The organism is Phenylobacterium sp., from assembly GCF_035944335.1.
Lineage (GTDB): Bacteria > Pseudomonadota > Alphaproteobacteria > Caulobacterales > Caulobacteraceae > Phenylobacterium.
Map to the genome: position 1 here is coordinate 1 of NZ_DASZBG010000100.1, position 24,499 is coordinate 24,499.

Genomic DNA, 24,499 nt, shown 5'->3' on the forward strand with positions numbered 1-24,499 from the left:
TGACCGGCGCGATCGGCGGCATCGCCCGCGAGGTGGCCCGCGACGGGGTGACCATCAACAACCTGCTGCCCGGCCATTTCGCGACCGAGCGGCTGGAGAGCTATCTGACCGCCCTGGCCGGCGCGCGCGGCGTCCCGGTCGAGGCGGTGCGCGAGGAGGTGGCTGCGGCCAATCCGACCGGCCGGGTGGGACGCCCCGAGGAATTCGGCGCCATGTGCGCCTTCCTGGCCAGCGCGCACGCCGGTTACATGACCGGGCAGAACGTGCTGCTGGACGGCGGACTCTATCCGGGGCTGTTCTGACGTGGGGCGGGCGCCCGGGCCCGGGCGCGAAGGCCTAAAGCCCTCGCACGGGCTCGTTCGGGAACGCCAGCTGCTCGCGGGCGCGCCATTCGTCGGTCACGTAGTTGATGATCACCGAGCGGCGGGGCGCATGCAGCTTGCGCGCCTCGAAGCCGTGCCAGGTCTTGTCGGACGGCACGAAGACGAAGGCCGAGTTCCAGCCGAACGGCACCCGCTCGATCCAGGTCTCGCGGTTGGCATAGACGTCGGTGCCGAGATCTTCCTGGCCGGGCAGACCCAGCTGGTAGAGCATGGTGTAGGTCTTCACGCCCAGGTCGGTGTGCGGCTCCAGCCAGAAGCCCGAGACGTCGATCGCGTATTCGATCCGCAGGTAGCTGCCGACGAGCTTCGCGCCGGTCTGGGCCATGATCGCCTCGACGATGCGCGGCGACTGGAAGGCCTCGGCCACCTCGCGGGCCGCGGGGTGCTGGTCGAGCACCTCGCCGGCGAAATAGGAGCGCTGGTCGTTGTGCAGCTCGCGGCGGCCGGAGACGCCCTGCAGCTCGATGGCGTGGAACGGCAGCTCCACCAGGGCGCGCGCCGTGGCGTCCGGGAAGAGGTCGAACACCCGCCAGTTCACGTAAGGGCTCTCGCGCCGCTCGGCGGCGGCGAAGCTGGCGAGGATCGCGCCCTCGACCGACGAAGGATCGGCGACCGTTGCGGCCTCACTCATCGCGGAGAACTCCAAACTGCGAGGCGCGACATCACCCGCGTCGCGCGAACCGCCCCTCGGGCCCATATAGGCCGATTGCGTCTTGGTTGCCACGTCGCCGCGGCTGCGGCCTATCGCGCCGCCGCGGCGCTCGATTTGCGACGTTCGCCGGGAGCGAACCGCCGCGCTGGCGACTATATGGAGGCCAGAAGGAGCCGCCATGCCCGCCAAGACCGTCGTCGCCCAGCACCCGAGCCTGCGCGACGACATCGGCGACCTGATCACTACCCGGCCCCTGCCCGGCCCCAGGGTCGAGCAGATCGACCCCTTCCTGTTCCTCAACCACCACGGCCCGCAGACCTATCCGCCGAACAACGCGGGCCTGCCCTTCGGCCCGCATCCCCATCGCGGCTTCGAGACGGTGACCTTCATCCTCGAAGGCGAGCTGGCGCACCGCGATTCCGCGGGCCATGAGAGCGTCATCCGGGCGGGCGGCGTGCAGTGGATGACCGCCGGCTCGGGCCTGGTCCATGCCGAGGTCTCGCCCGAGGGCTTCCTGCGCGACGGCGGCCCGCTGGAAATCCTCCAGCTCTGGGTCAACCTGCCCGGCCGGATGAAGATGACCCGGCCCCGCTACACCGGCGTGCAGGCCGCCGACATCCCCGCCATCACCGCCGACCAGGGCAAGGCCACCGTCCACTTGATCTCCGGAGCCTGGGGCGGCCGCGCCGGCCCGATCTCCTCCCTCACCGGCGTCTTCATGAGCACCATCGCCCTGAAGAAGGCGGGCCGCGCCGGTTTCGGCTCCCTGGCCGGGCGCAACGTCTTCCTCTACGTGGTGCGCGGCGAGGTGGAGGTGAACGGCGTCGCAGCCGCCGCCCAGCACCTCGTCCAGCTCGACCTGGCGGGCGACATGATCGAGATCGTCGCCCTGCGCGGCGCCCTCGTCGTCTTCGGCCACGCCGAGCCGATCGGCGAACCCGTGGTCGCCCACGGCCCCTTCGTGATGAACACCCGCCAGGAAATCGTCGAGGCCATCCGCGACTACGAGGCGGGCTTCTTCGACCAGGTCAGCGCCTAGGACCGCAGTCCGCTACTCCAATTCGGGCTCGTCCGTGGGGTCGTCGAAGCTGAAGTCCGGTCGCGGCTCGACCATGTAAACGTACTGGCTCGCGGCGAGCGCGCGGAGCTGGGCGTCGCTCGGATGGCTCGCGAACTCCAGGTCCAGGGCCCGCAGGCCGCGCCACTGCGCCGTCATGCCGATCCCGGCCCGTCGCGCCAGCTCGACTAGGTCCGCGCCCACCTCCTCGATGCGGCGGGGACAGAGGTTCTCCAGCGTCTGCTCGTCCGCCCCCGGCCCGAACAGGCACTGCGGCGCGACATGGCAGATGAACCGGGTGACCTGCGCCCACAGATCGCGATGCCGCTGGGTCTTCTGGATCGGGATCACGATCCGCTGGTCGATCGGCCGTTCGCCGACAGTGGTGACGCCAGGGATGCCCCGAAGCCGCGCGAGCGCGTCCGGAGTCGCCCAGACCACCATGCCGTTGCCGCCTGTCGGACTGACAGGCGAGCCGGTCATGTCCGTAGCCCGCGACTGCTGATCCAGCGTGAGGGAGCCCTGGACCAGCGCCACGATGCACGCCCCGCCTGCCAGCAGCCGAATGAACATCGGCGGCGGCGGCTCCGGACCGAAGGCCTGGTCGAGGATGGCTATCAGGGAGCGGGTGTTGCCCGTCCAGGTCGGCTGCGCGCCATCCCGGATGAAGACCGGTGTGCTGGGCGCGGCCGGGGCCGCGGCGGTCACCGCCCAGGCCGCGTTCACATTCGGCCGCGACACCGTCGTCGACCAGGACCAGTCCACATGGCCGAGCGACATCCAGACGTTTTCGGGCCCGTCGGCCTTGATGCAGAGATGGCTGCGGAAGTCCTCGTTCACCTCCAACCGGATGCAGTCGTCGTGCAGCCCGGTGCCAGGGGAGTCGTTCACGGTCAGCGTCGCGGGGCCGTTGGGCGCGGTGTGTGTCTCCTCACCGCCATAGGCCAGGTCTCCCGCCGGGTAGCCGCGGACGTTGTCGAGATACCAGGCCCCCCCGGTGTCGGCGGAGACGATCGTTCCATTCCCACGCGTATACCGGCGATAGCCGCGCATCACCTGGAGCACGGCGATCTTGCCGGGCAGTCCGGGAACGGCGGTGACTTCGAAGTTCAGCGCGATGCCGAGGACGCCGTTGAAGGGGTCCCCCAGTCCAATCCGGGGTATCCGGCCCTGCCAGGGTCCCACCGTCTGCATGGTGGTGATGCCCACCACCTGCGGGGCCCGGCACCGGACGTAACCGTATTTCGAGAGCTGACCGGGCCGTCCCTGACGATTCTCGTAGGAGATGTCGACGTCGAAGTAGACGTCCCCGGCGGTCTGCGCATAGGACCGCACCTGCTTGGGCCCAGGGATGTCCCGGGGGAGCGGAACCATCCGTCCGAGCTCGTTGGTCTGCTGATAGGCGCTGAGCAGCGTATTGGGCGCAAAACGCCAGTCCGCGCGGATGACCACGTAGTCGCGTTCGTTGGGGGCCTGGGAGATGACCAACTCGCCGGGCGAGCCGGTGCCGTCTTGGAGGTTCTGCAGCTCGAACTTGCCGCTAGCCGCGGCCCTGTGTGCGGCGATCTCGATAAGCCCGCGCCCCGCATCGGCCGGCGCTTCCGCCGCGCCTTCGAGGGAGAAGCGGGCGACGATGTCGCCGTAGCCGCTGAGCGCCGCCTTGCGGAAATCGGGGCTGTCGATCAGCAGCGGCTCGATGCCGATCTCCATCGAAGGGGTCACCTCGAAGCTGGCCCACTCGCCCTCTTCCAGGCGCGCGGAAAGCCCTTCCAGCTCGAACACCGTGCCCAAGTCGCTCCGCCGCTGTCGGCGCTGGTCGAAGGCGTGGTCGAAGAGCACCTCTTCGCCCCGCTTCAACTGCACGCGCGCGGCAAAGGGGTTCTGGTTTGCGCCCATGTAGACCACCAGCGCATTGGGCACGCCGGAGGCCTGCACCTTGAAGGCCTGCACGAAGGTCGTGCCCGCCGCGAAGGCGTAGCTCTTGCCACTCTTGAAGGATGCGGTGCTTGCAAGCGAGACCGGAGCACTCATCGGCGCCTCCCGCAGTCTGGCCCAAGCGGCCAACTAGCTACGGTAGAGCTTAGACGAGAATAGGTTGTGTGTCGCGACGATACACGCGGCGGGATCAGGTCCGCGTGAACTCCGGGTCCTTGCGCTCGCGGAAGGCGGCCACCGCGGCCTTGTGATCGTTGGACTTGCGCAGCACCCGAAGCTCCGCGCCCAGCATCTTGTTGGCGTCCTCGGGGCTGAGGTCAGGGGCGCGCGTCGCCGTGCGCTTGGTGGCTTCCACCGAGAGCGGCGCGCGCGAGGCGATGCGTTCGGCGAGCCGCTGGGCCCAGGTCATCAGGTCGTCGGGGGCATAGACGCCGGTGACGAACCCGTAGCGTTCGGCCGTCTCCGCGTCGTGCGGCAGGCCGGTCAGCAGCATGGCCTTGGCGCGGCTCACCCCGATCAGCCGCGGCAGCCGGTAGGTCGAGGCCATCAGCCCGACGTTGACGCCGGCGCAGACGAACTTCGCCTCGGTCGAGGCAATGCGGATATCGCAGCAGCAGGCGAGTTCGAACCCTCCGCCCACACACCAGCCGTTGACCGCCGCCACGATGGGCACACGGGATCCCTCCAGCCGGTCCAGCAGCCGCCCGAACCCGGCCAGGTCCTCGCCCTGCGGTCCCACGGCCTTGAGGTCGTCGCCCGAGCAGAAGGCGCGGCCCTTGCCCGTGACGATCAGGCAGCGAAGCGTGTCGTCGGCCTCCACCCGGTCGAGGGCGCGCATGAAGGTCTCGCGCATCTCCACGCCCAGCGGATTCATCGGCGGATTGTCGATCGTCAGCTGGACGACGCCGGGCCCTGCCGGCTCCACATGGACTTCCGCGCTCAAGTCGCCGCCTCCTTGCGTTCCACAGCCGCCGCGCCGTTCGCGATCAGCGCCTCGATCTCTTCGCCCGAAAAACCAGCCTCCGCCAATACCTCGCGGGTGTGTTCGCCGACCTCGGCCGGGCCGCGATTGAGCGCCACCGGCGTGCCGTGCAGCTTGATCGGCGTGCGCACGAACCGGCGTCCCGCGACCTCGGCCAGCAGCCCGCGGGCCTGCACCTGTGGATCGGCCCAGGCCTCAGCGATCGTGTTCAGCGGTCCGGCGGGCACGCCCTTGGCCTCCAGCCTGGCCATCCAGTTGGCGCTGGTGTCGGTCATCAGGATCGCCTCGATGCGCGCCTGCAGGGCGTCGCGGTTGCGCACCCGGCGGTTCGGCCGGGCGAACGCCTCTTCCTCCGCCATCTCCGGCGCGCCGATCGCTTCGCAGAACCTGAGCCAGAGCCGCTGGTTGTTGACGCCCACCACCATGTGCCCGTCGGCGGTCTTCAGGGCCTCGTAGGGCGCCGCCAGCCGGTGCCGCGTGCCCTGCCGCTTGGCGACCTCGCCGGTGGTCAGGAACATGCCGGTCTCCCAGACCGTGTAGGCGAGCGCGCTTTCCAGCAGCGAGGTCTCCACGTGCTGGCCCTCGCCGCTCTGGTCGCGCGCGCGCAGCGCCGCCAGCACGCCCACGGCGGCGAACACCCCGGCGTTGAGGTCCGAAATCGGCACGCCGGCCGCCACGGGCTTGTCGCTGCCCTCCTCGCCGGTGAAGCTCATGATGCCGCTCATCGCCTGGGCGATCAGGTCGAAGCCGCCGCGGTCGCGATAGGGGCCGTCGAGCCCGAAACCCGACACCGAGGCATAGACGATCTTCGGATTGATCGCCTTGATGGCCTCGTAGCCCAGACCCATGCGGTCCAGCGACCCCGGCCGGTAATTCTCCACGAACACGTCGGCGGCCCTGGCGAGGCGGCGCACCACGCCGGCGCCCGCCTCCGTCGTCAGGTCCAGGGCGATGGCCCGCTTGTTGCGGTTGACGAAGTCGAAGGCCCGGAAGGCCGCGCCCGGATGGCCGCGCGTCGTCTCGCCGGCCGGCGGCTCGATCTTGACCACGTCCGCCCCCAGGTCGGCCAGGATCAGCGAGCACCAGGCGCCGGCGATCACGTGGGTGCAGTCGAGCACCCTGAGGCCGGCGAGCGCGCCGCTCACGGCTTGGCCTCCGGCGGCGGAACGAGCACGCAGGCGCGCGCCAGGGACATCTGGGTCAGGGCCCGGCGCCGCGCGAAGATCTGCATCGCCTCCGTCGTCGGATCGCGGCTCTTCTGCCATTCGCCGAGGTCGCGGTAGCGGGTGATCAGCAGCAGGCGCCGCGCGCCCGCCGCCGTCTCGCCGGCCTGCGGCTCCACGGAGAACAGGCCATAGATCCTGGCCTCGAACTTCGCCTCGAAATCCGGCCAGGCGGCGCCGGAGAGCTGCACGAACTCGTCGAAGGCCTCGGCGTCGATGGTGAACCAGTTGTGGACATAGACGCCGCCGGCCGCCGGCCGCGCGCCCTGATGCGGGCGCAGGGTCGGCGACATCCGCCGCCATTCGGCCGCCGCAACGCCGGAGCCCTTCAGCACGGCGTCCGAGGTCGCCCGCTCGTCGGTCAGCACCAGCGCCTCGTTCGAGGCATAGCCCAGCAGCGGCGCGAACACGCCCAGCACGCCGGCCCCGCCGCCGGCATAGACCTGCTCGGCCAGCGCCCGTTGCGCCTCGCGCTCGCGGCCGACCCGGAGTTCGTAATAGTTGTAGATCAATGCCTTGTCCCTAGAAGTTGGCGCGGCGTGAGATGCCTCCATCGACCACCATGTTGATCCCGGTGGTGAAGCCCGAGCGCGGACTCGATAGGAACACCGTGGCGGCGGCGATCTCCTGCGGCGTCGCCATCCGGCCGGTGGGGTTGCGCTTGATCATGCTCTCGAAGAAGCCCGGCATGTTCTGCTTCACGTTCCCCCAGACGCCGCCCTCGAAATAGACCGTGCCGGGCGAGACGACGTTGCAACGGATCTTCTTCGGCGCGTTCTCGCGGGCCACGCCCTTGGCATAGTGGATCTGCGCCGCCTTCATCGCCCCATAGGAGTTCGGATTGTCGGTCTCGGCGGCCGAGATCGACGAGGTGATGAGGAAGGCCGCGTCGCCCTTTTCCGCCGCCGATTTCTCCAGAAACGGCTTGGCCGCCTCGAAGCTTCTCACCGCGCCCATGACGTCGATCTCGAACATCGCCTTCCAGGCCTCCTCGGCGTTGCCCTGCACCAGGGCGCTGGCATTGGAGACCAGCACGTCGATGCCGCTCAGCGCCTTCGCCGACGCCTCGATGAAGCTCTTCAGCCCCGGCGCATCGGCGATGTCCATCGCCTGGCCGAACGCCTTCACGCCCTTGGCCTCCAGCGCCTTCACGGTCTCGGCGACCTGCCCGGCGTCGCGCGCGCAGATGGCGACGTTGGCGCCCTCGTCGGCGAACAGCTCGGCGATCGCCCGGCCGATGCCGCGTGAGGCGCCGGTGACCACGGCGGTCTTGCCCTTGAGTTGAAGGTCCATGCTCATCCCCCTTTGAACTTTATGCGCCGCGGCGGTTGAGGTCCGTGCGTCGGCTGGCGAGACCCTGCACCAGCCGGCGGCGGTGGGCTAGGCCCAACCCGCTCGCCGCGTTATGCCCCGCCGATGCAGGCCTATGCCCAGGTCGAAATCCCCTGGCGCGATCCCGTGGAGAGCCTCTCCCGGATCGCCGATATGCCATGGGCCATAGGATTCCTCTCGGGCGGCGAGCGGGCGCGCTGGTCCTATGTGGCGGCCGAACCCGACGCCACCCTCAGCCTCGCTCCGAACGACCCGTCCGACCCCTTCGCAGCCCTGGCCGCCCTCGCCGGCCCGCCATGCCAGTCCGCGCCCGGCGGCCCGCCGTTCCAAGGCGGCGTCGCGGGCCTCATGGCCTATGAGCTCGGCGACCGCATCGAACATCTCGGCCTCAAGCGCCTCGCCGGCTGGCCGGACCTGGCCTGCGCCCGCTATCCGGCCTTGCTCGCCTTCGACCATGGCGAGCGGCGTGTGCTGGCCATCGGGCGCGGCGCGGATGCGCGCCAGGCCGAGGCCCGGGCCGCCCAGGCCCTCGCCTGGCTGGAGCGGGCGGCGCCCACCCCCGGCCGACTTGGCGCCGACCTCGTCGCCGACGATCCCGCGGTCTACGAAGCCAAGGTCGCCGAGGTCACCCGCCGCATCGCCGCGGGCGAGGTCTTCCAGGCCAATATCGCGCGGCGCTGGCGGGGCCGCCTGGCCGCCAACGCCCGGCCCTTCGACCTGATGGACCAGCTCGCCGCGACCAGCCCCGCCCCCTTCGCCGCCTACCTGCGCCTGGCCGACCGCGCCGTGGTCTCCAACTCGCCCGAGCGCTTCGTGCAGGTCCGCCGCGACGGCGCCGCGCTGGCCGCGCGCACCGAGCCGATCAAGGGCACCGCCCCGCGGGGGCGAACCGCCGAAGCCGACGCCGCCAACGCCGCGGCCCTGCTGGCCTCGGAAAAGGACCGCGCCGAAAACCTGATGATCGTCGACCTGATGCGCAACGACCTGGCCCGGGTCTCCTCGGCGGGCCAGGTCCGGACGCCGGAGCTGTTCAAGGTCGCGACCTTCGCCAACGTCCACCATCTGGTCTCGACCGTGACCGGACGGCTCGCGCCGGGCCGCACGTCCCTCGACCTGTTGCGCGCCGCCTTCCCGCCGGGCTCGATCACCGGCGCGCCGAAGGTGCAGGCCATGAAGGTGATCGCCGAGCTGGAGCCGCCGCGCGGACCCTTCTTCGGCGCCATGTTCCATCTTGGCCTCGACGGCAGCCTGGATTCCAACGTGCTGATCCGCACCGCCGCCTTCGTGCGCCACGCCGGCGGCTGGAACGTCGAAGCGCGCGCCGGCGCCGGCATCGTGGCCGATAGCGATCCGGTCCTGGAACGCCGCGAGACCGAGGCCAAGATCTCGGCCCTGGCCGCCGCGCTGGCATAGGCGGCGAAGACGACGCATCGCGCCTTCGGTCACTAACCTATGTAATCGCAAGTGCCGACCTCCCTTCGAAGACGGCTTGTAGCTGGCTTGATCTCAAACTGTCGGAATCCCGACAATGGCCGAAGCCTCTTGCGTCACTTACCCATGTTGAGTTCTTGGCGTGTGCAGTAGCCGTCGCCCCTCGCCCCCCGATTTCGGGAACCTTTGCCGCCTTTGTTGGTTTTCGGCTCGTGGGGCTGGGCGTTGGGGCTCAAGCCGAGGATCGTTGCGAAACGCGGGGCGCCGCGGGTCTTCAGCATGGGGACGGGCAGGATGCCAAACCGGTTCAATGCTCACCTGGGCCTACGCCCGGTCGATCCGATCATCCGCAGGCTTCGCAGCCTGGCGAACCTCACCGACAGCGATGTCGAGCTGGTCCGCGGGCTCACGGAGCGGCGCGAGCGCCACGGGCCGGGCGAACAGCTGATCGCCGAGGGCGACGGCGCCGGGCGGCCTCGCTTCGTGGTCTCCGGCTGGGCCTGCCGCCAGCGGCTGATGCCCGACGGCCGGCGCCAGATCTTCAGCCTGCTGCTGCCCGGCGACGGCGTCGGCTTCGGCGCCCGCCCGTCGCTCTCCAGCGTCGTGGCCCTCACCGCCCTCGAGACGGTGGACGCCAGTGTCTTGCAGGACACCGTCCGGCGCGGCGCCTCGCCCGGTCTCGCCCGCGCGCTGGCCGCCGCGGACCTGCGGGAAGACGCCCTCCTGCTCGATCACGCCGTGCGGCTCGGCCGCCTCACCGCCTTCGAGCGGGTCGCCCACTTCATGCTGGAGCTGCAGCAGCGCCTGGAGATCGCCGGCCTCGGCGACCGGCAGCGCTTTCCCCTGCCGCTGACCCAGGAAATCCTCGCCGACGCGCTCGGGCTTTCCATCGTGCACGTGAACCGCACCCTGCAACAGCTGCGGCGCGCCGGGTTGATCGAGTTGCGCTCCGGCGTCGCCATCCTGCGGGAGCCCGAGGCCCTCGCCCGGATCTGCGACTACCGCACGCCGGCCGTCGCCCCGAACAAGGCCGCGTAGCGCTCGCGCAGCAAGTTCTTCTGCACCTTGCCCATGGCGTTGCGCGGCAGGTCGTCCACGAACACCACCCGCTTGGGCGCCTTGTAGGCCGCCAGCCGCCGCCGCGCCTCGGCGATCAGCGAGGCCTCGTCGGTGGCCCCGCCCCTCTCGCCGATCACCACCGCCACCACGCCCTCGCCGAGGTCCGGGTGCGGCACGCCGATCACCGCGCTCTCGCTGATGCCCGCGAGCTCGTCGAGCACCAGCTCGACCTCCTTCGGATAGACGTTGTAGCCGCCCGAGATGATCAGGTCCTTGGCCCGGCCGGAGATCCACACCCGCCCGTCAGGATCCCGGCGTCCCACGTCGCCCGTGATGAAGAACCCGTCGGCGGTGAAGTCCTCGGCGGTCTTCTCGGGGTTGCGCCAGTAGCCGGAGAAGACGCTGGGGCCGCGGATCTCGATGACCCCGGTCTCGACGCCCGCGACCCGCAGCTCCACGCCCGGCAGCGGATAGCCGACCGAGCCCGCGATCCTCTCACCGTGCAGCGGGTTGGAGGTGATGATCACCGCCTCGCTCATCCCGTAGCGCTCCAGGATGCGCACCCCCGTCCGGTCTTCGAACTCCTGAAAGGTCGACGGCAGCAGGGGCGCAGAGCCGGAGATGAAGAGGCGCATGTGCTGCGCCGCCGGGCGGCTGAAGCCCGGATTGGCCAACAGGCGCGTGTAGAAGGTCGGCACGCCCATCATCACCGTAGCTCGCGACAGGCCGGCCAGCACCTCGGCGTCAACGAACCTGGGCAGCCAGACCATGGGGCAGCCGCTCAGGAAGGCGCAGTGGAGCGCGACGAACAGGCCGTGGACGTGGAAGATCGGCAGGGCGTGCAGGAGAACGTCCGAAGCTGAGAAACCCCAGGTCTCGTGCAGGGCCAGCGCATTGGCGGCAAGCGCACCATGGCTCAGCATCGCCCCCTTGCTGCGCCCGGTCGTGCCAGAGGTGTAGATGATCGCGGCGAGGTCCGAGGCTGCGCGCGGGACCGCCTGCGCCAAGGGCGAAGCGCCTTGCGCCTGAGCGAGGAAGGCGACCGGATCGGTGATGAACACCGCGGGGTCGGCGTCGGCGCGGAAATAGTCGACCTCGGCGGCGGTGTAGGCGGGGTTCAGCGGCAGGAACACCGCGCCGGCCTTCAGCACGCCCAGATAGACCATCACCCCTTCGGGACTCTTCTCCGCCTGCAGAGCGACGCGATCGCCGGGCTCGACGCCCAGCGCCACCAGATGACCGGCGACCTGGGCCGCGGCCGCCTCCAGCGCGCCGTAGCTGACCTCCGAGCCATCGCTCAGCAGGAAGCAGGGCTTGGCGCGGTCCGCCGGAAAGCCGGCCGCCAGCCGGGCGTAGAGGTTCGCGCTCATTCGGCGGCGTCGACCACATAGACGGTGGAAACCGAGCTCGCCTCGCGGATCGGCAGGATGGCCGTGTACTCCGGGGAGGTCCGCCAGGCGCGCGCCTGCTGGCGGCTCTCGAAACGGATCAGCACCACCCGATCGACATCGCCCGGCCCCGCCAGGCTTTCCGGCGCCCCGCCCCGCACCAGGATCTCGCCGCCGTAGGCGTGGATCGTCGGCAGGGCCGCCTTGGCATAGGTCATGTACCTGTCCGGATCGGTGATCCTGATCTGGTTGATCACATAGGCCGCGGGGCCGGCGGTGTGGATCTGCTCGCTCATGCCTCTTTCTAGCCCGCACCTTCGATTGCGAAAAAGACTTGACGCGAACCCACTAGATGTTCTATCTTTGTTCTCATGTGCCCTTCGGCCGATATCGCGAGCGAACTGGACGAGGGGCTGAAGCAGCTCTTCGACGCCGGGCTGGCGCTCAGCCTGCAGCTGCAGGCCGATGCGATGGCCGCGGAGCCTGCGGAACGCTCAAGGCTGGCGCTCACCTTCCATCGCCTTTCCCGCGGCGTCCGCCAGACCGCGGCCCTGCGCATGAGGCTCGCCCGCGAGGCTGAGCGCGCCGGGCGTGAAGCCTCCGCCGAGGTCGTCCAGCTGGACCAGCGACGGCTCGAAAAGCGCAAGGCCCACGTCAAGGCGGCCGTCGAATGCCTGATCTGGACCGAGGCCGAGAGCGCCGAGGTTCTCGATGCCTTCAAGGAGAAGTTCGAAGACCTCCTCGATATCGAGACCCAGGACGCCGAGACGTTCGAGGGCGAACCCCTGGACCAACAGATCGCCCGCCTCGCCTGGGTGATCGGCCTCTCAGTTCCTCCCCCGTTGGGGGTTGAAGCCGGAGGCGAGCCCGTTGGGCTCGCGGAGGGCGGAACGTCGGCGAGGCCGACGGCTTCGGCCGAGGAAACGCAGCCGCCCCTTCTGAGTGAAAACCTCCTCAGTCCCTCGAGGACAGCGCCCCCAAGTGGGGAGCAACCGGGCGCACCCTGGGCCTCCTCGGCCTAGCCTCGCCGCAATCCACACCAACCCAGCTCGTCCGAACTCTAGGCCAAGCCGGGGACTGCGACGCATGCCTGCGCCCTACCCGGTGTTGCGCAGGCCCGCGGCGATGCCGTTGATGGTCAGGTGAATGCCCTCGCGGACCTCCTCGTCGTCGTCGCCCATCCTGAGACGGCGGATCAGCTCGATCTGCAGGTGGTTGAGCGGGTCGATGTAGGGCAGCCGCGAACGGATCATGGCGGCCAGATCGGGATTCTTGTCGAGCAGGGCGGTCTGGCCGGTGATGGCCAGCAGGGCCTCGACCGTGCGGTCCCACTCCGCGCGGATCTGGCCGAACACAACCTGCGCCAGCGCCGCGTCCTGCACGAGGTCGGCGTATCGCCCGGCGATGCCCATGTCGGCCTTGGCGAGCACCATCTCCATATTGGCCAGCGTCGTGGCGAAGAACGGCCAACCCTCGTGCATGTCGCGCAGCGCCGCGATCGGCACGCCGGCCTGGGCCACCGCCGAGCCGAAGCCGTACCAGCCCGGCAGCATGGCCCGCGACTGCGACCAGGAGAACACCCACGGGATGGCCCGAAGCGCCTGGACGCTGCGCTTGGTCGAGCGCGCCGCGGGCCGCGAGCCGATGTTCAGGTCGGCGATCTCGCTGATCGGGGTCGCGTCATAGAAGTAGTCGACGAACTTCGGGGTGTCGTAGACCAGCGCCCGGTAGGCCCCCATGGCGGCGCGCGACAGGGCGTCCATGGCCTTGCCGTGCGGCGGCGACACCTCGCCGTCGGCGCTCTTCCTCAGCGAGGCCAGCACCACCCCGGCGGTCAGGGTCTCCAGGCTCTGTCGCGCGATCTCCGGATCGGCGTATTTGTTGGACACCACCTCGCCCTGCTCGGTGATGCGGATGCGGCCGCCCACGGTGCCCTGGGGCTGGGCCAGCAGCGCCTCGAAGCTGGATCCGCCGCCCCGGCCGACCGCCCCGCCGCGGCCGTGGAACAGCTGCAGTTGCAGACCGGCCCCGCCGACCACCGCGCACAGGGCCCGACTCGCCTTGTGCAGTTCCCAGCTCGAGGTCAGGTAGCTGCCGTCCTTGTTGCTATCCGAATAGCCGATCATCACCTCTTGGCGGCCGCTCGACGCCAGCAGGCCGCGCACGACCGGGACCTCCAGATAGCGCGCCATGGTCTTGGGCGCGGCGCGCAGGTCCTCGATGGTCTCGAACAGCGGCTCGGCGAACACCTGCGCCACCGGGGCGGTGCCGGGCGGCGCGCCGGGCGTGAACAGCCCGACCTCCTTCAGCAGCAGATAGACCTCCAGCAGGTCCGAAACCGACTGGGTGTTCGACACGATGTAGCAGCGGATCGCGTCGGGCCCGTAGCGCCGCTTGGCCTGCGCCGCCGCGGCCAGCACCTGATACTCGCGCTCGGTCTCCTCGCTGTAGGGGGCGTAGGGCGAGCGCAGCAGTCGCCCGTGGCCGAGCTCGCGCTGCAGCAGCTCACAGCGGGCCGGCTCGTCCAGCGCCTCGTAGTCGGGACAGGCGCCGGCCACCTTCAGCAGCTCGGCGACCGTGCGGGCGTGCACGGCGGAGTTCTGGCGCATGTCGAGCGTCGCCAGGTGGAAGCCGAACACATCCACCGCCCGGATCAGGTCCGGCAGCGGCCCGTACTCGAAGGCCGCGCCGTGTTTGGCGAGCAGCGAGTCCAGCACCGTCTTCAGGTCGGCGATGAGCTCGGCCGGCAAGGCGTAGGCGGAGGCGGGCCCGGCGGGCGGCCGCGGCGCCTCGTCCCCCGTCAGCTCGAGATAGGTGGCGGCCAGCCGGGCATAGACCCCGGCCAGCGCCCGCCGGTAGGGCTCCTCCGTCCGGTGCGGCGAGGCGTCGGGCGAGGCGTCGGCCAGCGCCTGCAGCTCCGGGGTGACGCCGGTCAGCCGCGCCGAGATCGACAGCTCGGCGCCCAATGCATGGATGCGGTCGAGATAGAGCCCCAGCGCCGCCCGCGCCTGCCGCGTCAGCGCCTGGCGCATGACCTGGGCGGTCACATAGGGATTGCCGTCGCGGTCGCCGCCCACCCAGGAGCCGATCGCCAAGAAGCTCGGCAGGTCCGGCTCGGCCAGCACCTCGCGCCAGTGGGCGTAGAGCGTTGGCAGCGCGCCCAGGAAGCTTCGCTCGAAGAAGGAGACGGCGTTCTCGATCTCGTCGCCGACCTCCGGCTTCACCGAGCGCAGCAGGCGGGTGCGCCAGAAGATCGACACTTCGCGGATCAGCTCGCGCTCGATGGCCTGGCGCTCGGCGTCGGTGTGGGCGCGGTCGAAGGCGTCGAGCTGGTCGGCGATGGCGGCCTGGCGGTCGAGCACGCTCTTGCGGCGCACCTCGCTGGGGTGGGCGGTGATCACCGGGGCGATCAGCGCCTGGCGCAGCAGGTCCTTCACCGCTGGCGGCGCGACGCCCTCGGCGTTGAGCGCGCGAACCGCCCCGGCCAGGGTGTCGGCCCGCGTGTCGCCCCCGCGGCCCCGCCGCCGCTGGATCTGGTCCTCGGCGATGTTGGTGATCTGCAGGAAGCAGGCGAAGGAATGGACGAAGCGCACGGTGTCGGAGAGCGACAGCCCGGTCAGCCGCTCCGCCATCAGCCCCGCGGCTTCGCTGGTGCCCTGGCGGTGGAAGCCCACCGAGGCCTGACGGATCTCCTCGATCTGGTTGAACACCGCCTCGCCGTCCTGCGCGCGGATCACGTCGCCCAGCACGCGGCCGAGGAACCGCACCGCGGCGCGGAGCTGGTCGGGGAGGGACTGGCTCATGGGCCACCAACAGCACGAAGGCGCCCGGGCGTCATCCCGAAAACTAGTCGGCGCGCAACGCCGGCGCCGGGCGCTGCGACAGGGCCTGGAACGCCGCCAGCAGGCCCCCGGCTCCGGCCAGCACCGCGGCGCCGGCCAGCAGCGCCGCGACGCCGGCCCAGTCGACGCTCCAGTGGGCGTGGAAGACCCTGACCACCACCGGCCAGGCGGCCGCATAGCCCAGGCCCACGCCGGCCGCGCCGGCGATGACGCCCACCGCGCCGTACTCCAGGATGTAGGCGGCCAGGATCTGCGCCCGCGAGGCGCCCAGCACCTTCAGGATCGCGGCCTCCTTGGTCCGTTCGCGGGCCCGTGCGGCGATCGCGCCGGCGAGCACCAGGAGGCCCGCCAGGGCGGCCACCGCCGCCGCGCCCCGCACGGCAAGGGCGACCCGGTTGAAGAGGTCGGTGGCGGCCTCCAGCTGATCGCGCACGGAGATCACATTGACCCCGGGAAACGGCCCGGCGAGCGCGCGGATGGCGCGGGCCTCCTGCGCCCGCGACGCCTTGGCGATGGCCACCTGATGCAGGTTCGCGCCCTGGAAGGCCGAGGGCGTGACCACCAGTGGGAAGCTGGCGCCGAAGCTGCCGAACTCCACCTTGCGCAGCGCCGCCACATGGGCGTCGATGTCGAAGCCGAACACCTGCAGGGTGACCGCGTCGCCGACCTTGATCTTCGCGGCGCGCGCCACGTCCTCGTCGAGCGCCAGCAGCGGCGGCCCGGCGTAGGTCGCCGCCCACCAGCGGCCGGCGGTGATCCCCGGGTTTGGCGGCTCCGGACCGAGGACCGACATGGAGACGTCGTTGTCGAAGGCCCAGCGCTCGCCCTGCGGCATCTGCTTGGGATCGACCGCGCGGCCCCGGACCTTGGTGATCCGGCCGGTGACGAGGGGCAGGCGCAGCCAGGTGTCGCGGGTCAAGGGCTGGCCGAAGGCGCGCGCCACGTCGGCGTCGAACTCCGCGGCGCGGTCGCCCGGGATGTCGGTGAACACCAGGGCGGGCGCGGTCTGCGGCGCGACCTCGGCCACTTCGGCCAGCAGGCTCGACTGGATCAGCACCACGCAGGCAAGCAGGCCGACGCCCAGGCCGATGGCGGGCGAGGCGGTCCGGGCGGCCGAGCGCGGTCCGGCAAGGTTGGCGAGGCCGATGCGCACCGGCCCGCGCGCCGCGATCCGCGCCTTGCCGGCCAGCTTCGCCGCGCCCCAGCCGAGGACCCAGAGCAGGCCGAAGGCGACGGCGACGCCGCCGATCATGGCGCCAGCGGCCCGCGGCGTGGGCGCGGTCGCAACCGCCAGGGCGGCGAGGCCGGCCGCGGCCAGGATTGCGCCGACGATCTCCGGCCCGAACCTCAGTCCGCCGGCCAGATCGCTGCGGAACAGGCTGGCCGGCGGCGTCGCCCGCGCCCGGGCCAGCGGCGCCAGCGAGAAAGCCGCGGCGGACAGCAGCCCGAACACCGCGGCCTTGGCGAGCGGCCAGGGATAGACGGCGAACAGCGCCGGGAACGGCAGCTGGTCCTTGACGACGGCGCCCAGCGCCAGCGGCGCCAGCGCGCCGACCACGAGCCCGATAGCCACGCCCAGCGCCGCCAGCACCCCGATCTGCACCAGGTAGGTGTCGCGGATCAGCGCGCCCTCGGCGCCCAGCGCCTTCAGGGTGGCGATGGCCGGCTTGCGGGCCTCCAGATAGGCGCTGACGGCGCCGAATACGCCCAGGCCGCCCGCCACAAGCGAGGCCAGGCCGATGAATCCCAGGAAATACTCCAGCTGGTCGATTAGCCGGTGGATTCCGGGCGCCGCGTCGCCGCGGTCGCGCATCCTGAACGAACGGCCCGGCAGCTCTTTCTTGATGGTGGCGATGGCGGCCCTGGGCTCGAGGCCCGGCTTCAGGGCGATCCGCGCGGTCTCGCCGAACGGCAGGCCTGGCGTCAGGAAGCCCCCCTGCTGCAGCGCGCCCATTCGCGTCAGCACCCGCGGGCCGAGCGCGAAGCCGCGCGACAGCCGGTCGGGCTCGTCCAGCAGCACGGCCCGGGCCATGATCGGCACATTGCCGGCCAGGAACCGATCGCCCAGCTTCAGGTGCAGCCGGTCGAGCAGCGACTGCTCCACCGCCGCGCCCCAGGCGCCGCCCTGCGGCACGAGCGCGGCCGCCAGCGACGGCTGGCCCCGCACATTGACCGTGCCGGCCAGCGGATAGGCGCCCTCGACGCCGCGGAACTCCACGAGCCGGCGCTCGCCCGCGGGCGCCTGCGCCATGGCCCGGCCGCCGACCGCCCAGGAAACGCGGCCCAGCCGTTCGAACACGGCCCGCTCCTGGGGGCTGAACCGGCGCAGCTGCACCGACACCGCCACGTCGCCGCCAAGGATCTCGCGGGCCTTGCTGTTGAGGCCCTCTCGAAAGGCCTCGGCCGTGGAGCCCGCCGCGGCGATCGCCGCGACGCCCAGCGCCAGGCAGGCCAGGAAGATGCGGAAGCCGCGCACCCCGGCGCGCAGTTCGCGGGCCGCGAAGCGGAAGCTGAGCGGGATCACTCCGCCACCCGGCCGTCGCGCAGCCGCACCGCCCGATCGGCGCGGGCCGCCAGGGTCTCGTCATGGGTGACCAGCACCAGGGCCGCGCCGGTCAGGGCCACCAGCTCGAACATCAGCTCGGCCACGTGATGGGCGTTGGCGGCGTCGAGGTTGCCCGTGGGCTCGTCGGCGAACAGCAGGGCCGGCCGCGAGGCGAGCGCGCGGGCCAGCGCCACCCGCTGCTGCTCGCCGCCGGAGAGCTGGTGCGGATAGTGGTGGCCACGGGCCGACAAGCCCACGCGGTCGAGCCAGTCGCGCGCCGTCGCCGTCGCGTCGCGGTCGCCGGCGATCTCCAGCGGCGCGGCGACGTTCTCCGCCGCGGTCATGTTGGGCAGCAGGTGGAAGGCCTGGAAGACCAGCGAAACCCGCCCGCGCCGCAGGCGGGCGCGACCGTCCTCGTCCAGCTTCGCGAGATCCTGGCCGAACAGCAGCACCCGCCCGCCGGTTGGCCGCTCGAGCCCGGCGGCCACCGCGATCAGCGAGGACTTGCCCGAGCCGGACGGCCCGACCAGCGCCACACGCTCCCCCGATCCGACCCTCACATCGAGACCGCGCAGGATCTCGACCGGCCCCGCCGGCGACGGCAGGGTGAGCGAAACCTGTTCAAGGATCAGCGGATCGGGATCGTCAGCGTTGGGCAACGGAGTGCGCCTCGGGCGTTCAGGGACGGGACAACTGATCCTAGATAAGACGAGCCGATGACCGACACACCCTTCCATTCTCTGCCCGCGTCCCTGGCGCTCTCACGCCGCCGGCTGATCGCCGCCGCCTTGGCCGCCGCCGCGCCGGTCCCGGCGCTGGCCGCGCAGGTCCCCGTGGTGACCATCCTCGGCGACTCGATCACCGCGGGCCTCGGCCTGCCCGGACGCGACGCCCTGCCGAACCAGCTGCATCTGGCGCTGGAGAAACTGGGCGCGCCGAACGTGGTGCGCGGCGCCGGTGTCTCCGGCGACACCACCGCCGACGGGCTTGGCCGCATGGATATTTCGATCCGCGCCGACAGCACCGTGGTGGTGATCGCACTCGGCGGCAACGATCTGCTGCAGGGGCTCGACCCCAAGGCGACGCGCAGCAACCTCGACCAGATCATCCGCCGGCTGAAGGCGCGGCGCCGGGGCGTGGTGTTGGCTGGCATCAAGGCGCCTTCGGAGATCGGCCGTAGCTACGCCTCAGACTTCAACGCGGTGTTCCCTGCCCTCGCCGCGGAGCACCACGTGCCGCTCTATCCGGACCTGCTGGCCGGCGTCGCACGCAATCCGACCCTGAACCAGGGCGACGGCATCCACCCGAACGCCAGGGGCGTGCTGATCGTCGCAAGGCGCCTGGCGCCGGTGGTGGCGAAGGTTCTGAAGTCGCCGCCTGAGGGCTAGTAGGAGCCCTTGCGCATCAGCACCGCCGGCACCGTGGCCGCGATGATCAACCCGTCCATGACGACGTTGCGCTGGCGCGCGTAGATGCAGTCCATGGCGACGCGGGCGCGATAGGTGGTGTCGTTGCGGCCGCTGACCTGCCACAGGCCGGTGATGCCCGGCTTCACGGCGCAGTAGTTGGCGAACCGGCGGCCGTACTTGGCGATCTCCGCGTCGACGATCGGGCGCGGGCCCACCAGGCTCATCTCGCCCTTCAGCACGTTGAAGAGCTGCGGCAGCTCGTCGAGGCTGGTCTTGCGCAGGAAGGCGCCGAGCCGCGTGACGCGCGGATCGTTGCGCAGCTTATGGTCCTTGTCCCACTCGGCGCGGGCCGCGGCGTCGTGGGCCAGCAGGTCGGCCAGGCGCTTCTCGGCGTCGGTCGCCATCGAGCGGAACTTCAGGCAGTAGAAATAGCGGCCGCCCCGGCCGATGCGGCGGTGGGCGAACACGATGGGCCCGCCGTCCTGGGCGAAGATGGCGAGCGCCACGCCCAGCATCACCGGAGCCAGGAACATCAGCGCCACGAGCGCGATGGCGATGTTCATCGCCTCGGTCAGCACCTCGTCGGCGGAGAGCTTGCGCAGTCGCTGTCGGGTCCCGCCGGGGACCTCGTGGGTGTAGACAATTTCTGACATCGGTTCGTTCGGAAGCTGCCGACGGAGTCACTCTCCGCCAAAGAACGTGCCGACAACCAATGGCCACGGTTGCGGGTTCCGGGCCCAAACAAAAACATGGAACCGGCCGTAGAACCTTGACCGCGCTCGCGTGTTTAGACGCCGACCACCCGACCCTTGACGGATGGTTGGGAGGATTTCCATGCTGCGAAGCGACGCCGACGTGGCCGTGATCATTCCGGCGCACAACGCCCAATTGACCATTGAGCGAGCGGTCAGCTCCGCCTTGCGCGAGCCCGAAGCCTGCGAGGTGATCGTGGTGGTCGACGGCGCCACCGACGGCACGGCGAAGGCGGCCCGGGCGGCCGACGACGGCACGGGCCGGCTCATGGTCATCGAGCTGCCCGCGAGCGGCGGGCCGGCTGCGGCGCGCAATCTGGCGCTGGCGACGAGCAAGGCGCCGTGGGTCTGTCCGCTGGATTCCGACGACTACTTCCTGCCCGGGCGACTGGGCCGGCTACGGGCGGAGACCGGCTATTGCGATTTCGTGGCCGACGACCTGTTGCGCGTCATCGAGGGCCGCCTCGACGCCGCGCCGCATCCGATGATCGGCGAACGGCTGAAGCTGCCCATGTGCCTGGATTTCGAGACCTTCGTGCTCGCCAACATCAGCCGGCCCCACCTGCCCCGCGCCGAGCTCGGCTTCCTGAAGCCTCTGATCCGCAGGAGCTTCCTGGACACCCACCGGCTCGGCTACGACGAACAGCTGCGGCTGGGCGAGGACTTCGTGCTCTATGCCAGGGCGCTGGCGCTTGGCGCCAAGTTCAAGATCCTGCCGCCCTGCGGCTACGTGGCCGTCGAGCGGGCCAATTCGATCTCCGGCAGCCACGGCGCGGCCGAACTGCGCGCGCTGGTCGAGGCGAGCCGCGAGATGGAAAGTCTGAAGCTGACGCCGGACGAGTGCGCCGCGCTGCGCGAACACCGCGCCCACGTGGCCGCCAAGCTGGCGCTGCGCGACTTCCTGGACGCCAAGCGGGCGGCGGGATTGATCGGGGCGGCGGCCGTGCTGGCGCGCGCGCCGGCGGCGGTCCCCTACGTGGTCACCACGGTGGCCTCGGACGTGCTGAAGCGCTCGCGGGCGCGGCGGCCGGAGCCCGAGGCGCGGGCGGCCTGAGGCCGGCGTCCCGCTCCAACTCGTCGGCGATCGGACTAGGCGGCTTCTTCGGAGAAGGCGGCGCCGGCGCAGAGCATGCGCTCGACGGCGGCCTGGGCCGCGGCGCGGCTGGCGTGCGCCCCGTCGGCGACGGTAATGCCATCCTCGTCATAGACGCACCAGGCCCAGCCATCCTCCCGCTGTGACAGCGAATAGGCGAACGACCTCGGCTCGTGCATGGCTCCCGTCTCCCGGCTCATGCAGGCCAAAACTCCAAGCCACGACTTGGGTTGCCGAGATTGCCGGAAACGTGAGCGCAAGGCCGATCGAAACTATCGGCGCCGCTTGGGTGTTGTGCTGCCCAGCTAGCTTCTGGAGCATCCGACAGTGACCTATTTCAACTATCTCGGCCAAGCCATGGCCGAGAGCGCCAGCGGTCCTGGCGTATTCGGCACGAGCGCGGGCGGCGAGACCCTCACCGCGCCGGCCGGGCCTTCGCTGGTCGACGGCAACGGCGGCGGCGACCTGCTGATCGGCTCGAACGGCGACAACACCTTCGAGGTGCGCGATCCGAACGACATCGTGCAGGTCGCGGCCGGCTCGCCCGGCGTCAAGACGGTGACCGCGTTCCTGTCCTACACCCTGCCCGCGAACGTGCAGAACCTGACCTCGTCGGGCGCCCTGAACTATGCCGCGGGCAATTCGCTCGACAACCTGATCAAGGTCGGCAACGACGGCGAGACGCTCTACGGCGGGGGCGGCAACGACGTGTTGGTCGGCGGCTTCGGCAACGACACCTTCATCGTCAAGGCCGGCGAGGGCAACGACGTCATCTACGGCTTCCACGCCGGCGACGCGATCCGCCTGATCAGCCCCGCCCTGCCGAACTTCCAGGCCGTGCAGTCGGCCATGACCCAGGTCGGATCCGACGTCTCGATCAAGATCTCCGGCTCAGAGCAGCTCGTCATCCGCAACGCCACCGTCAGCCAGTTCGGCGCCCAGAATTTCCTGCTGGCGCTGGACCGCAGCCAGCTCGGCGCGGCGACCCTCGACGACGAGTTCAACAGCTTCCAGCCCTACAACTTCCAGACCCATACCGGCCTCTGGCGGACCGACTTCGGCCTGGGCCGAGACAATGTGAACACCTACCGCCTGACCCAGAACGGCGAGCAGCAGGACTATGTGACCGCCGACTTCCAGGGCACGTCGGGCCATGCGCTAGGCTACAACCCCTTCAGCGATGCGGGCGGCGTCCTGACCATCACCGCCCAGCCCTTCTCCCAGACCGACAGCCAGCAGAGCTTCGGGGCGAGCTACGCCTCGGGGATGATCAACACCAAGGGCATCTTCGAGCAGCAGTACGGTTACTTCGAGATGCGCGCCCAGCTGCCGACCGCGGCCGGGGCCTGGCCCGCCTTCTGGATGGTGCCCGATCCGAACACCAACGGCGTCGAAGCCGATATCGGCGAGAACATCGCGATCAAGCCGAACCTGGATTTCGTGCGCGCCTACGCCGGCAGCTCGACCGCCTTCGGCAATGTGCTGAAGCTCGGCGACCCTTCCGGCTTCCACACCTACGGCATGCTGTGGACGCCGCAGACCGTGACCTTCTTCTACGACGACCAGGCGGTCTATCAGACGGCGACGCCGGCCAGTTGGAACCAGCCGATGTACCTGATCGCCAACCTGGCTGTGGGCGGCTTCGGCGGCAATCCCAACGGCGCCCAGTTCCCGGCCTCGATGCAGATCGACTACATCCACGCCTATGCGCTGCCCGACGGCTCCAGCGTCGTCCACAACCTGACGCCGGCGACGCAGGATCCGCCGCCCACCGGAACCGCGGGTTCGACGCCGGGCGACGACCAGCTGCAGGCGGGGCCCGGGAACAACTCCATCGACGGCGGCGCGGGCAACGACACCATCACCGGCTGGTCCGGCGGCGACCAGCTGCGCGGCAATGACGGCAACGACTCCATCATGGGCGGCTCGGGCTTCGACGACATCAACGGCAACAAGGGCGACGACACCATCGACGGCGGCTCCGGTGGCGCCGACTGGCTGGTCGGCGGCCAGGGCAATGACCTGATCACCGCCCACGCCGGCCAGAACATCCTCTATGGCAACCTCGGCAACGACACGCTGCACGGCGGATCGGGCGGCGACCTGCTGCGCGGCGGCCAGGGCGACGACGTGATCGTCGGCGGCTCCGGCAATGACTGGATCTCCGGCGACCGCGGCGACGACACCCTGACCGGCGGCGCCGGCGCGGACATCTTCCACACCTTCAACGGCGCGGGCCTGGACGTGGTCACCGACTTCCACAGCGCCGAGGGCGACCGGGTGCAGGTGGATCCCGGGACCAGCTACACGCTCAGCCAATCCGGAGCCGATGTGATCATCGACCTCGGCGGCGGCGACGAGATGATCCTGCGCAACGTCCAGCTCTCCGCCCTGCCGCCGGGATGGATCTTCGGGGCCTGATCCGGGAACCGGACCGCGGCGCCGGCCATTTCCGCGCCACGGTGAAGGTCGCGTGGGCGGTGGAATGACGACGACGGTCGATGTGGGGGTCTGCACGTTCCGGCGCCCCTCTTTGCGCGACACCCTGGTCTCGCTGGCCCGCCAGGCCCTGCCGGACGGCTGCAGCCTGCGGGTGATCGTCGCCGACAACGACGAGGCGCCCAGCGCCGAGCCTCTGGTGCGCGCCATCGCGGTCGAACAAGGCCTTGCGGTCACCTACGTCCATGCGCCGGCCCGTAACATCTCGATCGCCCGCAACGCCTGCCTGGCGGCGGCTGGGGCCGAATGGTTCGCCTTCATCGACGACGACGAGACGGCCGCCCCGGACTGGATCGCCAGGCTGCTCGCCGAGGCTGAGCGCGGCGGCTGGGACGCGGTGCTGGGGCCGGTGAAGGCCCTCTATTCCGACGAGGCGCCTCGCTGGCTGGCCGCCGGGGACTTCCATTCCACCGCGCCCGTCGAGGTCGGCGGCCGCATCCTCAAGGGCTATTCCTGCAACGTCCTGATGCGCACCCGCGCCGTGGCCGAGCGCGGGCTGACATTCAAGCTGGAGCTCGGCCGCCAGGGGGGCGAGGACGACGACTTCTTCTACCGGCTGACCGACGCGGGCGGAACCATCGGCTATGCGGGCGACGCCTGGACCTATGAACCGGTGCCGCCGCACCGGGCGCGGCTCGGCTGGCTGCTCGAGCGCAGCTTCCGGACTGGCCAGACCCACGCCGACCGGCTGACGCAGCGCCATCGCGGACCGGCCCGCCTGGCGCAGACCGGCATCGCGGCCGCCAAGGGCGGTGTCTGCCTGGCCGGCGCGGCGGCGACGGCCTGGTCGGCCAAGCAACGCAGCCGCTGGCTGGTGCGCGGCGCGCTGCACGCCGGCGCGGTCGCGCGCCTAGCCGGCATGCCCGTCCTCGAACTTTACTGACGATTTCCGCATCTTCTTGGCGGCTGGCGGGAAC

At 70.7% G+C, this 24,499-nt stretch carries 22 protein-coding genes; 9 read left to right on the plus strand and 13 right to left on the minus strand.

The features are described 5' to 3' along the window. Window positions 1-302: SDR family oxidoreductase (locus tag VGT80_RS16235; RefSeq protein ID WP_327457628.1), on the plus strand; the 302-nt coding region annotated here is incomplete at its 5' end. A 34-nt stretch (window positions 303-336) separates the two neighbouring features. On the opposite strand, the gene VGT80_RS16240 is transcribed toward VGT80_RS16235, so the two are convergent. Next, window positions 337-1,014, minus strand: coding sequence for a hypothetical protein (locus VGT80_RS16240; protein WP_327457630.1), 678 nt, complete (start codon window positions 1,012-1,014; stop codon window positions 337-339). Window positions 1,015-1,213: 199 nt separating this feature from the next. Between VGT80_RS16240 and VGT80_RS16245 the strand changes: the two genes are divergently transcribed. Beyond that, a complete protein-coding gene (locus VGT80_RS16245) occupies window positions 1,214-2,074 on the plus strand; it encodes a pirin family protein (RefSeq protein ID WP_327457632.1) in 861 nt (286 codons plus the stop codon). Window positions 2,075-2,086: 12 nt separating this feature from the next. Here VGT80_RS16245 and VGT80_RS16250 read toward each other — a convergent pair whose 3' ends face one another. From VGT80_RS16250 to VGT80_RS16270, 5 genes are all read right to left on the minus strand, one after another. Then, window positions 2,087-4,123: a hypothetical protein gene (locus tag VGT80_RS16250; protein ID WP_327457634.1), complete on the minus strand. Its 2,037-nt coding sequence runs from the start codon at window positions 4,121-4,123 to the stop codon at window positions 2,087-2,089. 94 nt (window positions 4,124-4,217) lie between these two features. After that, window positions 4,218-4,970, minus strand: a complete 753-nt coding sequence (locus tag VGT80_RS16255; RefSeq protein WP_327457636.1) for an enoyl-CoA hydratase/isomerase family protein — start codon at window positions 4,968-4,970, stop codon at window positions 4,218-4,220. Continuing rightward, the gene (locus VGT80_RS16260) at window positions 4,967-6,154 is read right to left on the minus strand and encodes a CaiB/BaiF CoA-transferase family protein (protein WP_327457638.1); all 1,188 of its coding nucleotides are present in this window, start codon (window positions 6,152-6,154) and stop codon (window positions 4,967-4,969) included. The genes VGT80_RS16255 and VGT80_RS16260 overlap by 4 nt, the downstream gene beginning before the upstream one ends. Beyond that, complete coding sequence (locus VGT80_RS16265; protein WP_327457640.1) at window positions 6,151-6,744, minus strand: hypothetical protein; 594 nt, start codon at window positions 6,742-6,744, stop codon at window positions 6,151-6,153. The genes VGT80_RS16260 and VGT80_RS16265 overlap by 4 nt, the downstream gene beginning before the upstream one ends. 10 nt (window positions 6,745-6,754) lie before the next feature. Next, window positions 6,755-7,525: an SDR family oxidoreductase gene (locus VGT80_RS16270; RefSeq protein WP_327457642.1), complete on the minus strand. Its 771-nt coding sequence runs from the start codon at window positions 7,523-7,525 to the stop codon at window positions 6,755-6,757. A gap of 123 nt (window positions 7,526-7,648) precedes the next feature. Between VGT80_RS16270 and VGT80_RS16275 the strand changes: the two genes are divergently transcribed. Continuing rightward, window positions 7,649-8,977: an anthranilate synthase component I family protein gene (locus VGT80_RS16275; RefSeq protein ID WP_327457645.1), complete on the plus strand. Its 1,329-nt coding sequence runs from the start codon at window positions 7,649-7,651 to the stop codon at window positions 8,975-8,977. Window positions 8,978-9,289: 312 nt separating this feature from the next. Further along, window positions 9,290-10,033, plus strand: coding sequence for a Crp/Fnr family transcriptional regulator (locus VGT80_RS16280; protein WP_327457647.1), 744 nt, complete (start codon window positions 9,290-9,292; stop codon window positions 10,031-10,033). On the opposite strand, the gene VGT80_RS16285 is transcribed toward VGT80_RS16280, so the two are convergent. Further along, the gene (locus VGT80_RS16285; RefSeq protein ID WP_327457649.1) at window positions 9,994-11,424 is read right to left on the minus strand and encodes an AMP-binding protein; all 1,431 of its coding nucleotides are present in this window, start codon (window positions 11,422-11,424) and stop codon (window positions 9,994-9,996) included. The two genes, VGT80_RS16280 and VGT80_RS16285, sit on opposite strands and share 40 nt — an antisense overlap. Beyond that, window positions 11,421-11,738: a DUF1330 domain-containing protein gene (locus tag VGT80_RS16290; RefSeq protein WP_327457651.1), complete on the minus strand. Its 318-nt coding sequence runs from the start codon at window positions 11,736-11,738 to the stop codon at window positions 11,421-11,423. Before VGT80_RS16290 ends, VGT80_RS16285 begins: the two co-directional genes overlap by 4 nt. A gap of 75 nt (window positions 11,739-11,813) precedes the next feature. Between VGT80_RS16290 and VGT80_RS16295 the strand changes: the two genes are divergently transcribed. Next, window positions 11,814-12,464, plus strand: a complete 651-nt coding sequence (locus VGT80_RS16295) for a hypothetical protein (RefSeq protein ID WP_327457653.1) — start codon at window positions 11,814-11,816, stop codon at window positions 12,462-12,464. A 75-nt stretch (window positions 12,465-12,539) separates the two neighbouring features. Here the strand turns inward: VGT80_RS16295 and ppc are convergent, their stop codons facing one another. From ppc to VGT80_RS16310, 3 genes are read right to left on the minus strand one after another with little or no spacing between them, the layout of a single operon-like run. Continuing rightward, a complete protein-coding gene (gene ppc, locus VGT80_RS16300) occupies window positions 12,540-15,245 on the minus strand; it encodes a phosphoenolpyruvate carboxylase (RefSeq protein ID WP_327457655.1) in 2,706 nt (901 codons plus the stop codon). Between the two features lie 43 nt (window positions 15,246-15,288). Then, on the minus strand, window positions 15,289-17,808 hold the full coding sequence (locus VGT80_RS16305; protein WP_327457657.1) for an ABC transporter permease: 2,520 nt from the start codon (window positions 17,806-17,808) through the stop codon (window positions 15,289-15,291). Continuing rightward, window positions 17,805-18,488: an ABC transporter ATP-binding protein gene (locus tag VGT80_RS16310; RefSeq protein WP_327457659.1), complete on the minus strand. Its 684-nt coding sequence runs from the start codon at window positions 18,486-18,488 to the stop codon at window positions 17,805-17,807. Before VGT80_RS16310 ends, VGT80_RS16305 begins: the two co-directional genes overlap by 4 nt. 57 nt (window positions 18,489-18,545) lie before the next feature. On the opposite strand from VGT80_RS16310, the gene VGT80_RS16315 reads away from it, so the two are divergent. After that, window positions 18,546-19,217 (plus strand): arylesterase, encoded by a 672-nt coding sequence (locus VGT80_RS16315; protein WP_327457661.1) that lies wholly within the window; start codon window positions 18,546-18,548, stop codon window positions 19,215-19,217. Here the strand turns inward: VGT80_RS16315 and VGT80_RS16320 are convergent. After that, on the minus strand, window positions 19,214-19,891 hold the full coding sequence (locus tag VGT80_RS16320; protein ID WP_327457663.1) for a sugar transferase: 678 nt from the start codon (window positions 19,889-19,891) through the stop codon (window positions 19,214-19,216). The genes VGT80_RS16315 and VGT80_RS16320 overlap by 4 nt on opposite strands. A 181-nt stretch (window positions 19,892-20,072) precedes the next feature. Between VGT80_RS16320 and VGT80_RS16325 the strand changes: the two genes are divergently transcribed. Continuing rightward, the gene (locus VGT80_RS16325) at window positions 20,073-21,044 is read left to right on the plus strand and encodes a glycosyltransferase family 2 protein (RefSeq protein WP_327457665.1); all 972 of its coding nucleotides are present in this window, start codon (window positions 20,073-20,075) and stop codon (window positions 21,042-21,044) included. Window positions 21,045-21,079: 35 nt separating this feature from the next. Here the strand turns inward: VGT80_RS16325 and VGT80_RS16330 are convergent, their stop codons facing one another. Continuing rightward, a complete protein-coding gene (locus tag VGT80_RS16330) occupies window positions 21,080-21,283 on the minus strand; it encodes a hypothetical protein (protein ID WP_327457667.1) in 204 nt (67 codons plus the stop codon). Window positions 21,284-21,410: 127 nt separating this feature from the next. Here VGT80_RS16330 and VGT80_RS16335 point away from each other — a divergent pair, with 127 nt between their 5' ends. Together VGT80_RS16335 and VGT80_RS16340 are read left to right on the plus strand one after the other, a co-directional pair. Further along, entirely contained in the window at window positions 21,411-23,504 is a 2,094-nt protein-coding gene (locus tag VGT80_RS16335) for a family 16 glycosylhydrolase (protein WP_327457669.1), read from the plus strand. A 64-nt stretch (window positions 23,505-23,568) separates the two neighbouring features. Further along, window positions 23,569-24,465: a glycosyltransferase family 2 protein gene (locus VGT80_RS16340; RefSeq protein ID WP_327457671.1), complete on the plus strand. Its 897-nt coding sequence runs from the start codon at window positions 23,569-23,571 to the stop codon at window positions 24,463-24,465. Window positions 24,466-24,499: the final 34 nt, after the last annotated feature.

Coding starts and splice junctions, on each gene's coding strand:
- VGT80_RS16240 (WP_327457630.1), bottom strand. CDS start 1,014: ATGAGTGAGGCCGCAACGGTCGCCGATCCTTCGTCGGTCGAGGGCGCG.
- VGT80_RS16245 (WP_327457632.1), top strand. CDS start 1,214: ATGCCCGCCAAGACCGTCGTCGCCCAGCACCCGAGCCTGCGCGACGAC.
- VGT80_RS16250 (WP_327457634.1), bottom strand. CDS start 4,123: ATGAGTGCTCCGGTCTCGCTTGCAAGCACCGCATCCTTCAAGAGTGGC.
- VGT80_RS16270 (WP_327457642.1), bottom strand. CDS start 7,525: ATGGACCTTCAACTCAAGGGCAAGACCGCCGTGGTCACCGGCGCCTCA.
- VGT80_RS16275 (WP_327457645.1), top strand. CDS start 7,649: ATGCAGGCCTATGCCCAGGTCGAAATCCCCTGGCGCGATCCCGTGGAG.
- VGT80_RS16280 (WP_327457647.1), top strand. CDS start 9,290: ATGCCAAACCGGTTCAATGCTCACCTGGGCCTACGCCCGGTCGATCCG.
- VGT80_RS16285 (WP_327457649.1), bottom strand. CDS start 11,424: ATGAGCGCGAACCTCTACGCCCGGCTGGCGGCCGGCTTTCCGGCGGAC.
- VGT80_RS16290 (WP_327457651.1), bottom strand. CDS start 11,738: ATGAGCGAGCAGATCCACACCGCCGGCCCCGCGGCCTATGTGATCAAC.
- VGT80_RS16295 (WP_327457653.1), top strand. CDS start 11,814: ATGTGCCCTTCGGCCGATATCGCGAGCGAACTGGACGAGGGGCTGAAG.
- ppc (WP_327457655.1), bottom strand. CDS start 15,245: ATGAGCCAGTCCCTCCCCGACCAGCTCCGCGCCGCGGTGCGGTTCCTC.
- VGT80_RS16315 (WP_327457661.1), top strand. CDS start 18,546: ATGACCGACACACCCTTCCATTCTCTGCCCGCGTCCCTGGCGCTCTCA.
- VGT80_RS16320 (WP_327457663.1), bottom strand. CDS start 19,891: ATGTCAGAAATTGTCTACACCCACGAGGTCCCCGGCGGGACCCGACAG.
- VGT80_RS16325 (WP_327457665.1), top strand. CDS start 20,073: ATGCTGCGAAGCGACGCCGACGTGGCCGTGATCATTCCGGCGCACAAC.
- VGT80_RS16330 (WP_327457667.1), bottom strand. CDS start 21,283: ATGAGCCGGGAGACGGGAGCCATGCACGAGCCGAGGTCGTTCGCCTAT.
- VGT80_RS16340 (WP_327457671.1), top strand. CDS start 23,569: ATGACGACGACGGTCGATGTGGGGGTCTGCACGTTCCGGCGCCCCTCT.